The organism is Actinomadura bangladeshensis (assembly GCF_004348335.1).
Taxonomy (GTDB): Bacteria; Actinomycetota; Actinomycetes; order Streptosporangiales; family Streptosporangiaceae; genus Spirillospora; species Spirillospora bangladeshensis.
This window is the reverse complement of sequence record NZ_SMJW01000288.1, coordinates 1-9,403: the sequence shown is the minus strand read 5'-3', so window position 1 is coordinate 9,403 and position 9,403 is coordinate 1. Positions and strand designations below refer to the sequence as shown.

The 9,403-nt window shown below is 62.6% G+C and carries 11 protein-coding genes; 7 read left to right on the top strand and 4 right to left on the bottom strand.

Annotated elements, in window-relative coordinates; all coding sequences use genetic code 11:
• The 3 genes from E1284_RS42015 to E1284_RS34830 all read left to right on the top strand — a co-directional run.
• Nucleotides 1-808: hypothetical protein (locus tag E1284_RS42015; RefSeq protein WP_165965540.1), on the top strand; the 808-nt coding region annotated here is incomplete at its 5' end.
• Complete coding sequence (locus E1284_RS34835; protein WP_131944417.1) at nucleotides 792-1,238, top strand: hypothetical protein; 447 nt, start codon at nucleotides 792-794, stop codon at nucleotides 1,236-1,238. The genes E1284_RS42015 and E1284_RS34835, both read left to right, overlap by 17 nt.
• Nucleotides 1,238-1,801, top strand: coding sequence for a hypothetical protein (locus tag E1284_RS34830; protein ID WP_131944416.1), 564 nt, complete (start codon nucleotides 1,238-1,240; stop codon nucleotides 1,799-1,801). Before E1284_RS34835 ends, E1284_RS34830 begins: the two co-directional genes overlap by 1 nt.
• A 54-nt stretch (nucleotides 1,802-1,855) precedes the next feature.
• On the opposite strand, the gene E1284_RS34825 is transcribed toward E1284_RS34830, so the two are convergent.
• Genes E1284_RS34825 through E1284_RS34815 form a run of 3 tightly spaced genes read right to left on the bottom strand, consistent with a single transcriptional unit; the run spans nucleotide 1,856 to nucleotide 3,101 of the window.
• Entirely contained in the window at nucleotides 1,856-2,302 is a 447-nt protein-coding gene (locus E1284_RS34825) for a DUF6941 family protein (RefSeq protein WP_131944415.1), read from the bottom strand.
• Nucleotides 2,302-2,745: a helix-turn-helix domain-containing protein gene (locus E1284_RS34820; protein ID WP_131944414.1), complete on the bottom strand. Its 444-nt coding sequence runs from the start codon at nucleotides 2,743-2,745 to the stop codon at nucleotides 2,302-2,304. Before E1284_RS34820 ends, E1284_RS34825 begins: the two co-directional genes overlap by 1 nt.
• The gene (locus E1284_RS34815; RefSeq protein WP_131944413.1) at nucleotides 2,742-3,101 is read right to left on the bottom strand and encodes a type II toxin-antitoxin system RelE/ParE family toxin; all 360 of its coding nucleotides are present in this window, start codon (nucleotides 3,099-3,101) and stop codon (nucleotides 2,742-2,744) included. The genes E1284_RS34820 and E1284_RS34815 overlap by 4 nt, the downstream gene beginning before the upstream one ends.
• Before the next feature lie 714 nt (nucleotides 3,102-3,815).
• On the opposite strand from E1284_RS34815, the gene E1284_RS34810 reads away from it, so the two are divergent.
• The 4 genes from E1284_RS34810 (at nucleotide 3,816) to E1284_RS34795 (ending at nucleotide 6,382) form a co-directional block, all read left to right on the top strand.
• The gene (locus tag E1284_RS34810; RefSeq protein WP_131944412.1) at nucleotides 3,816-4,697 is read left to right on the top strand and encodes a helix-turn-helix domain-containing protein; all 882 of its coding nucleotides are present in this window, start codon (nucleotides 3,816-3,818) and stop codon (nucleotides 4,695-4,697) included.
• Nucleotides 4,694-4,888 carry a DUF397 domain-containing protein gene (locus E1284_RS34805; protein WP_131944411.1) on the top strand — a complete coding sequence of 65 codons (195 nt, stop codon included), beginning with the start codon at nucleotides 4,694-4,696 and terminating at the stop codon, nucleotides 4,886-4,888. Before E1284_RS34810 ends, E1284_RS34805 begins: the two co-directional genes overlap by 4 nt.
• A gap of 421 nt (nucleotides 4,889-5,309) precedes the next feature.
• Nucleotides 5,310-6,191 (top strand): helix-turn-helix domain-containing protein, encoded by an 882-nt coding sequence (locus E1284_RS34800; protein WP_131944410.1) that lies wholly within the window; start codon nucleotides 5,310-5,312, stop codon nucleotides 6,189-6,191.
• On the top strand, nucleotides 6,188-6,382 hold the full coding sequence (locus E1284_RS34795) for a DUF397 domain-containing protein (RefSeq protein ID WP_131944409.1): 195 nt from the start codon (nucleotides 6,188-6,190) through the stop codon (nucleotides 6,380-6,382). The genes E1284_RS34800 and E1284_RS34795 overlap by 4 nt, the downstream gene beginning before the upstream one ends.
• Before the next feature lie 77 nt (nucleotides 6,383-6,459).
• Here E1284_RS34795 and E1284_RS34790 read toward each other — a convergent pair.
• A partial coding sequence (locus tag E1284_RS34790; RefSeq protein ID WP_131944408.1) for an Eco57I restriction-modification methylase domain-containing protein occupies nucleotides 6,460-9,403 on the bottom strand: 2,944 nt, incomplete at its 5' end.

The following is a 9,403-nucleotide window of genomic DNA, read 5'->3' as shown; positions in this document are numbered from 1 at the left end:
CCGGGAAGGCGACCCCGCCCAGCCCGGCGCAGAGCCCCGCGACGCCTCGGCCGGTGGCACCGCTCCCGATGGCGGGACGGACGACCAGCGCAGCACCGATGACGCTTCGCCCCCGTCCGGAGAAACCGACCAGAGCGCGGAGGCACCGGAACCCTCCGGCGAACACGACGGCGACCATGGTAAGAAAGGCCAGGACGACGGTCCCGAACAGAACCCGGACGAGACCAATCAGATAAAACCGGAGGTTCCCGGCAATCCCATTATCTCCGATGTCCACACCGACAGCCGCGGCCAAGTCCACGTCGAGCCTCGATATGGGCGAGAGCACACCGGCGAGCCCGGCACAGAACTGGCCCGGAGCCAACCGGAGACAACGGAACCCGCACAACTTCCCGACCGCGAAGATCTCGACCCGGTAGGGGCAGGAGGCGGCGAGGGCGGACGCGGCGAACTCCGCGACCCCGGCGACGACCCGGAGAACAGGGACCTCCGCGAGCGCGACCCCGAGCGACCGCCTAGCCCAAAAGACATCCGTCGGGAAATGTTCCGAGGGAGCGAAGAGCTCCGGGACGCCGCCAACGAGGCTGCGAGACCGGCCTTCAAACACCTTGACTCACGGCCCCCGCAGACACAGCCATGCGCGGTCCGTGATATCTCGGACCGTATAACTGCGACAGATCAACCGATCAAGGCCGGCGACGCGATGGTCGGTGCCGTCAGCGGTATCGTGGTGGCAGTCGAACTGGTCAGGCAAGGCGTCGGACTGTTCAAACGATACATAGGGAGAAGGCATGCCGGTAACGGATGAGCAAGTAGCGGCCCTCCACGCCCAATTGGCCGGACGGCCGCCTGAGGAGCATCTCCGGCTGTTCAATAAACTCGACCAATCCAACAACGCCGGCTACGCGGCACTGCTGGCAGCCGGACTGTTCGAGGCCATCCAGCGGCGATTCGTCAAGGAGGGCGAACCGGCCGACCGGTCAGAGATCATCAACTTCATTGCGGCAGCCCGCGAGAAAAGCGACGATGCGCCGGACGCGATCAACCCTGACGTCGCCGAGCAGATGATCTTGCATGCGCTCGGTCAAGGTTCCCTATCAGGACTGGACGACATGACGATTCTTCGTCATCAGATCATCCTGCTAGCCGCTCTGACAGGAATGGCAAACTACAGCGAATCCGATCTCAACGCTTTTCTGGCCCAGATTCGTGTGGACGCGGACGAAATGCTGGGGTGATGAACTACTCGATCGTTGAGGTTCGGGAGGAGAACATCCTGGCGTTGCGGTCCTTCCTGCTGGAAGGGCCGGAGGCGTGGGCGCCCTTGGCAGAACAGATCCAGGTGGACGATGAGACAGCGGCCGGGTACATGTCGCTGCTCTACGGGGCATTCTGCGTCGCGGTGCGCCGAAGGTTCTCGCCGACATACACGGTCGGTGAGATCGTCCGCCTTGTGGCCGACATGCGGATCAAGGCGGAAGACGACGCCGGGCTGATCAACGCGTTCGTGGCCGAGGACATGATCCGTCGTGTCGTCGGGGCACCACCGCTCCAGGACGGCGGGACAGACGATGTGAGGACCGTCCTGTACGCCGAGGTCTGCATCCTGCTGTACCTTGTCGGCGAGGCCGACTTCGATCGGGCCGGGCTGGAGCAGTTCATCGACGAGGCCACCGCCTACACCGAGCAGTGGCTTGCGGCGCGGCAACGCGAGCAGGCCGGGCAGGGACAGACAGCCGCCGCACCCACCGCCTCCGCTCACCCAGAGGAGAGCGCAGCCCATACCGGGGAAGTGACTTGAGTTTCACCGCCCTTGCAGGCGTCGGTGAAGCAAGCATCAGTCGGTCCAACTGGACTATGCAGGGGCACCTTTTTGGGGCGGGCTGAGAACGGCGAACCTGACGGCTTTCGTGTGGCCCTCAACATCCAACCGCCACTGGTAGCGTCCCTCGGGCAACGGCATGGGCCCGACCGCTAGCGTGAAGTTCGTTCCGAGGGGGAGGTCATCGGGCACGTCAGGACGTGCAGGTACCTCAACACTGCCTTGAACCGTGATAGGCGCAGCCTGGTCGGCCGGCCCTACCACCACGGGTTCTCCATCGTCGTCCACCAGGCTGAGTTGCAGGGACAACTTGCGGCCGGCATGGTCATGCGGGAATGTGAACATGACTACCACCGCGTGTGGAGCAGTAGGTGTGCCGGTCATGGACCAGCCTGCCCCGAGCATATGAATCTTGCCGGTTGGGTCGCCGGATGCAGAGTCGCAAAGGATCAGCTGCAACTCTTCGATCTCCACTGACATCAGGAGCCCATCCTGGTCGCGGCGGGAGCACTGGTCTCAGCGTTGCGATAAACAAGCGGGTCGCTGATGCTGGTGACCACGACATAATTGGGCCCCTGCACGGAGACCTGGGGCGTCTGCCACGCGTCGTCGGCCACAGCCGGCCCGGTACCGGATGATTCGGCCCGGTAGGGTTCGCCCGCCTCCACGAGCTCGATGTTCAACTCGAACCCCATCTCGAAGAGGTATTCGGCGAGCGTGTTGATCCGGACGTTGCCGTCACCGCGAACGACTCCGTTGACCGCTGAGCGGCGGACGCGAAGTTTCCTCGCCAGGTCAGCCTGCGAGGTTTGCGACAGCGTGAATGCTCGCTGCAACGCACCCAGTACTTCGTACCGAAGGCGGGCTTTGGCAAGGTCGGACTCACCGCCGGGCTTCGCGGCGATGCGATCATAAAGACTCATTGCTGCTGGTCCTCCCGCCGGATGGCGATCGCTTTCCGAATCTCCTTCAACGGGCATTTCTGTTGCTTCTTCGAGAAGCCGTGCGTCAGCCGGACCAGTCCTCGGTGGCCGCCGGCCTGCTCCTCATAGAAGGGGAGTCTCACATCTCCAGCCTTGATTTCCTTGATTCCATCTTCGAGATCGTTGATCTCCCGTGGTGCCCTGAGCCGACCGTTGACGGCGAAGTCGTTGAAACGGACAGCTATGTCGGCGATGCGATCTCTGTCCTTTCGTCTCCGTGAACGCTCCAGTTTGGCGATGAAGTTCGCCGCCTGCTCGGCGCCATCCCGATCTTTCGCCGCTTCGATCGTTTTCATCGGGCCCTGCTTGTAGCACTCACGGTCACATAGGGGACACCGACGTGACTGTACAGTCAAAACTGTACCCTCCATGGGGTTCATGGCAAGACCAGGGTCGGGTATGGCTTCGTAACGACATGGTCCCAGAGCGTGATCGCGCAGCCTGAGCATTCGCTCTTCCACGTTGGCCGCTCCTGGACACCCCGGCGTTCACGGAACCAGCCGCCCGGGATCCCTCTCTCGCTGCGGCAGCGACGACCAGCGGAGCCTCACTCGGTCGGAGCAGCCCGGAGTACACGGCCAAGTTGGCCGTCCGCGAGTGCGCTGCTCTGCAGAATGGCGACGCGGCGAGACCAGGGCGCCCGTGTTGGTGGGCACGGGCCGCCGACCGCTGGCGGCGGACGAACCCGTCCAACCCGGGCCGCCGGGCGGTCGATTGCCCGCTGATGACCGACACACCGCCACACGCCGTCCTCGGTCCGCGGAACTGATCCGCGAATCCGACACATGCGGATGAGTCGGATTCGCGATCCGGGCCTTCCGGGACGAAGAGGGTGTCCAAAAGTCGCATGTGCAGAATTTGCGCGTGCCGATCCCGGGGGCGTGTTCGTTTTCGGCGCGCGGGTCGATTGTTTGTCCGAGTGTGACCGTACGATTCCTCGATAGTGGCTGATCGCACAGAGTTAGCGATCGCTGCGGATCGTGTCCGACGCGATATCGGGAGGACGGTCGATGCCGAGCCCCTACGTCCGCCGCCGGCAACTGGCGGCCGAGATACGCAAACTCCGCGAGAGCCGGGGCCTCACGGCTGATGGCCTGGCCAGCCTCATGTTCTACAACCGCGCGAAGATCTCACGCTTGGAGAACGCCCAGCGCCGTCCGGACCTCGCCGAGATCATGAACATCCTGGACGTACTCGAGGTCACGGGCAGCCAGTACGACAGGCTGCTCAAGCTCGCCCGCGAGGCTGCACAGAAGGGCTGGTGGGATCGCTACGGCATGACCGTGGGTTCGCGCCAGAAGATTGCCGCCGACCTGGAGTACAACGCCGCTGTCGTCCGCAGCTACGACCAAACGGCGATGCCCGGCGCCCTACAGTGCCGCCCCTTCATCGAGGCTCTCATCAAGCTCGACGAGAACCAGATGTCCCCGGACCTCCAGCCCGAACGGATGGTTGAAGCTCGCGAACGTCGCCACCAGGAACTACTCAGGCCGGACGGCCCGGTGTACGAAACCATCCTGGACGAGTGCGTGATTCACAGACTGGCGCTCCACCCCGAAGTGATCGCGACTCAACTCCGATCCATGATCAAGACGGTCACGGAGCGGGACACGATCACTGTTCGGGTGCTCCTCCACAACGCCCGCATCCCTGGCGGCCTGCCGCCCCAATCGTCCTTCTACCTCTACTCCTTCGCGGAGCCTGGGGACCCGCCGATCGCGGTGATCGACACCGTAACCGCCGATCTCATTCTGACCCAGCCCAAGGAACTCGCGAGATACAACGTCATGTACGACCGGCTCCGCGACGCCGCACTGTCCCCCGAGGACAGCATCGCCTTCCTTGGACGGGTAGCCAACCGGGTGACCGGCCAGGCAGGATCGGAAACATGAACACGCACCACTCCGGCTGGCGGAAGTCCACGCACAGCGCTCCGGATGGCCACTGCGTCGAGGCGGGACGGACATCCGACGGCAAGGTCAGCGTCCGTGACACCAAGCTTCAGGGCAACGGCCCCATCCTGAAGTTCAGCAAGGAGGAATGGCGGAACCTCCTCGACAACATCCGCACCGACTCCCTCTGATCCCTCCGACAGACCATCATCCCCAGCCTTGAGACGAGCCCCCTCGCCTCAAGGCTGGTCGCTTTCTCGTTCTGAGGCCCGTCCACACTCACCCATCCAGGTGACGCAGTCCTTTTCCTGCGGGCGATCGAGGGCGAAGCGCCGTGAGGTGAGGCGGGGTGTGGCCCCGCGATGCGGCTTCGCAAAACCGGCGTCTACTGACATCGAGAGCTCTCCAATCCTGACCTCTCTGGACGGATCGGACGCGCAAAGTTCGCACGTGCAGGATTTGCGCGTGGCGATATGGCGGAGAGCAGTCCGTTTCGGCGCGCGAGTCGATTGTTTGTCCGAGCGTGACCGTACGATTACTCGATAGTGGCTGATCGCACAGAGACAGCGATCGCTGCGGATCGTGTCCGACGCGATATCGGGAGGACGGTCGATGCCGAGCCCCTACGTCCGCCGCCGGCAACTGGCGGCCGAGATACGCAAACTCCGCGAGAGCCGGGGCCTCACCACCGATGGCCTGGCCAGCCTCATGTTCTACAACCGCGCCAAGATCTCACGCCTGGAGAACGCCCAGGTCCGCCCGGACCTCGCCGAGATCATGAACATGCTCAACACCCTCGAAATAACCGGCAGCCAGTACGACAGGCTCCTCAAGCTCGCCCACGAGGCCGCCCAGAAGGGGTGGTGGGACAAGTACGGCGTCACCATGGGGCCCCGCCAGAAGCTCGCGGCCGACCTGGAGTACAACTCCGCCACCGTTCGCAGCTACGACCAGACCGCGATCCCCGGCGTCCTCCAGTGCCGTCCGTTCATCGACGCTCTCGTCAAGCTCGACGAGAGCCAGAAGACACTCGACTACCAACCGGACCGGATGACGGAAGCCCGCGAGCGTCGGCAGCGCGAACTGCTCAGGTCGGACGGACCGGCTTACGAGACCATCCTGGACGAGTCGGTGATCCACCGACTGCCTGTACCGGCAGAGGCGATGGCCGCGCAACTCTGGCACATGATCCGCACGGTCTCGGACGAGAAGCGGATCACGGTTCGCGTGCTGATGCACGACACGTGCATCCCCGGAGGCTTCCTCCCGAAGGCGTCGTTCTACCTCTACACGTTCGCCGAGCCTGGGGACGAGCCCATCGCGATCGTCGACACCGTCACCACTGACCTCGTTCTTACACAACGCGGCGAGGTGGCACGGTATACCGGGATATATGACCGCCTCCGGAAGGCCGCGCTGTCCACGCAGGACAGCATCGCCTTCCTGGCACGGGTGGCCAACCGGCTCACCGACCAGACAGGATCGGGAACATGACCAAGCAGTTCCACGACTGGCGTAAGTCTCGCCATAGCGAACCCAATGGCCACTGCATCGAAGTGGGCCGGGCGACCGACGGCACGATCGGCGTCCGCGACACCAAGCTTCATGGCAACGGCCCGACCCTGGAACTCACTAGAAAGGAATGGCGGACCCTACTCGACGAGATCCGCATCCACGCTCACTGATCCCCCCGCCAAACATCACCGGCCTTGAGGCGAGCCCGCTCGCCTCAAGGCCGGTCGCGTCCTAAACCCGTCCACACTCATCTATCCGGGTGACGCGGTCCCTCTCCTGGAGCCGGATCGAGGATCGTCCTGTACGGCTCTCCCGTCTCCATGGCCTGCGCCATCGCGTCATAAACGTCCAGGATCAGCGCCTTCGTCCGCGCAAACCGTTCGGGGTCGTTGCGCTGGAAGGCTCCGAAGCTGTCCATGATGTAGTCGACGTCATCACGGGCAACACCGTAGAGGTGGAAGTACGCAGCATCCAACTCGGCCCGAATTGCGGACCGCCGCACACCATCCCACTTAAACGGTGCTTTGCTGTCTCCTAGCTCTTCAGCGAACGACTCCAGCACCCATGCGGTGTAGGAGAGTTCTACTACGCGCTTCTCAATCCACTGCGCGAGAGAGGTACCTGATTCCCACGGTGTGCTCTTCTCATAGTGAACTGGCGGCAAGACCGGCAGTTGCTTTACATAACCATATGTTAGATGAGTTCCAGCCATTTTTTGCCGCAAAATATAATCCAATATGAACGCATTCATATTGGCATACAGACCAGCGACAGGGGAAAGCGCTGGCATCATCAGCGGAAGAGTGTGACCGACTGCCGACAGCGGTAGTGTGCTGAAGATGGCAGTGCGCTCATCAGTTGCTCGGGCGATATCACGCCAGCCGAGAAGCCATTCCTTATCCCATCGGCCTTCCAAGCGATTCGCTACATCCTTTTGCTCAATCCAGTAGCGTGGCAGAACAACCTTCACCGGATCACACTTGTCGACATCGGACAACCGTGGAAGCGTGCCCATGTTCGCCTGAGCTTGACTCTGGCCTTCGTAAGTTCCGAGGCGGTGATCAAACTGGTGAATCATCTTCGCTTCATACAGCGGAACGAAGTTCTTCGTCCCATGAGCAAAGCAGTTGCCGCTCACCAGGTCCGCCCCTCCCCGTTCCAACTCGCCTCGCTCCTTGAATCGATGAGAGTCCGAGTTCATCATGAACATGAGGAGAAATCGGACGCCCCACGGATTCGACTTGGGTCCTTTCTCCCTCACAAGAACCGGAATCCGGCGATATACGTTCAAGACAATCCGCGCATCGCGGCTGGCCCTGAACACGGGGCAAGTACCGGTGTTCGGGTTCAGGAGCAGTATGTCACTGGCCGGCATGACGAACTTGCGGCCTTCTAGGTCCGGCACCTTTCGGGCACCGAAAGCCAATACGGATTCCTCAGTAATCTTTGACTTTCCTGAAGTGGCCAGCAAGCAAAACCGGAAGCTGTGATGCACGTCCCTGCTGAGCACGAACTCTTCGTTTTCGAATTCATACAGAGATATCAGGGAACGCGATTGAATCAAGTCATTGAAGAAGTATTGATTGAAAGAGTCGGTAGCTATGCCGGTCGGGACCACCTGACCAACACGTCCGTCACCGTCCACGATGGTTCGTGCCGCCTCGGCAAACAGGGAGTAGGTGTTGAGGCGTCCATAACTCGTTAGAGGGTAACGACCCGAATCGTGGACGAAATGCTTCAGGCCATCGTTTTTCCTGGTCTCATCCGCGTATTCCCCGTACAACACCGGGTTTTTCTCTTCAAGTTCCGCGAGTTTCTTGTTACGGGCGGCCATGTTAGAGGCCTGCGCTATCTCCGGATGGCTTGCAGCGAAGAATTCTCTGGCATCCACCTGAACCTGGTCCCACGGAGGGTTGCCGAGGACACACGTGAAGCCGCCCTGCCAGCCGGTGTCGTGGTTCGCGTCCGGAACCGAGTCGTTGCCGACGCGGAAGACGTCCGGGAACTCCAGGTGCCAGTGGAAGAAGCCGTACTGCTCGACAATCTTCTCGAGTTCCCGCTCCATCTCCTCCGTAGGCGCGGCCTGGGCGAAGAGCTTCCGGGCCTCCTCGTCCCCGCCCATGATCTGGAGGGTGGCGGACGTGATGGGGCGCGGCTTCGTCTGCTTCGGATAAACAAAGGCAGCGCACCAGGCGTCGGCGATGCGCTTGCGGTTGGCGAGTTCTGGGGAGTCGAGGAGCGTCCGGAAGCGGCGGGCCTGTTCGCGGATGTCGGCGATGGTGCCGATCCGCATCCGGTTCAGGGCGGTGGCCTGGCGGGTCAACTCGGTCGTGTCTTCCGGGGTGCGGACCAGGTCGAACAAACCCTCGTCCTGGATGGCGAGTTGCCGGCCGCGTTCCTTGGCGTTCTCCTTGCGAAACTGCGCGGCGATCTTCTTGTCGTCGTCGCCGATGGGCTTGAACGCCTCGTCCGGGATTCCCTGGAGCAGCAGCTTGGGGGTCGTCCCCAGCAGGGAATTGCCGACCTTGATGTGGGAGTCCAGGAAAGCGAGAGGCCGTCCGGGTTCCAGCGATTCGAGCCAGAGGGAGAACTTCGCCAGCTCGGCGGCCATGGGGTTCAGGTCGACGCCGTAGACGCACCGTTCGACGACCTTGTGCATCGCTTCGCGGATCGTCGCCGGTGTTGGTTCCTCGTCGCCGCTCCACATGGCCGCGTACTTCTTCGCGATGCGGCGGGCGGCGGCAACAAGGAAGTGTCCGGAACCGCAGGCGGGGTCGCAGACGGTGATTTTCAGGAGGTCGTCGGGGTTCCCGGACTTGGCGTATTCCTCGATGATCGGGTCGAGCGTGGTCTTGAGCAGCTCGTCGATCAACGCCGTGGGCGTGTAGTACGAGCCGGTGGTCTTGCGCTGGTTGCCGCGCAGATTCTCCAGCCAGAAGCGGGGTTCGGCGCCGTCGATCTGGGGTTCGAGTTCGAGCAGGGACTCGTAGACGCTGCCGAGTTCTTCGGCGTCGAGGTGCTGGTAGTCGACGCGGTGGACGCGTCCCTTCTTGTCCCTGAACTCGGTAAGGAGGCGGATGGCCGACAGGAGGCGCTGGTTGGTGAGGTCGCAGGTGCGCAGGAGGTCGGGTGCGAGTCCGCCGTCGTTGAGGGGGTCGCCGGCGCGGAAGAACAGGCCGCCGAGGGCGGGG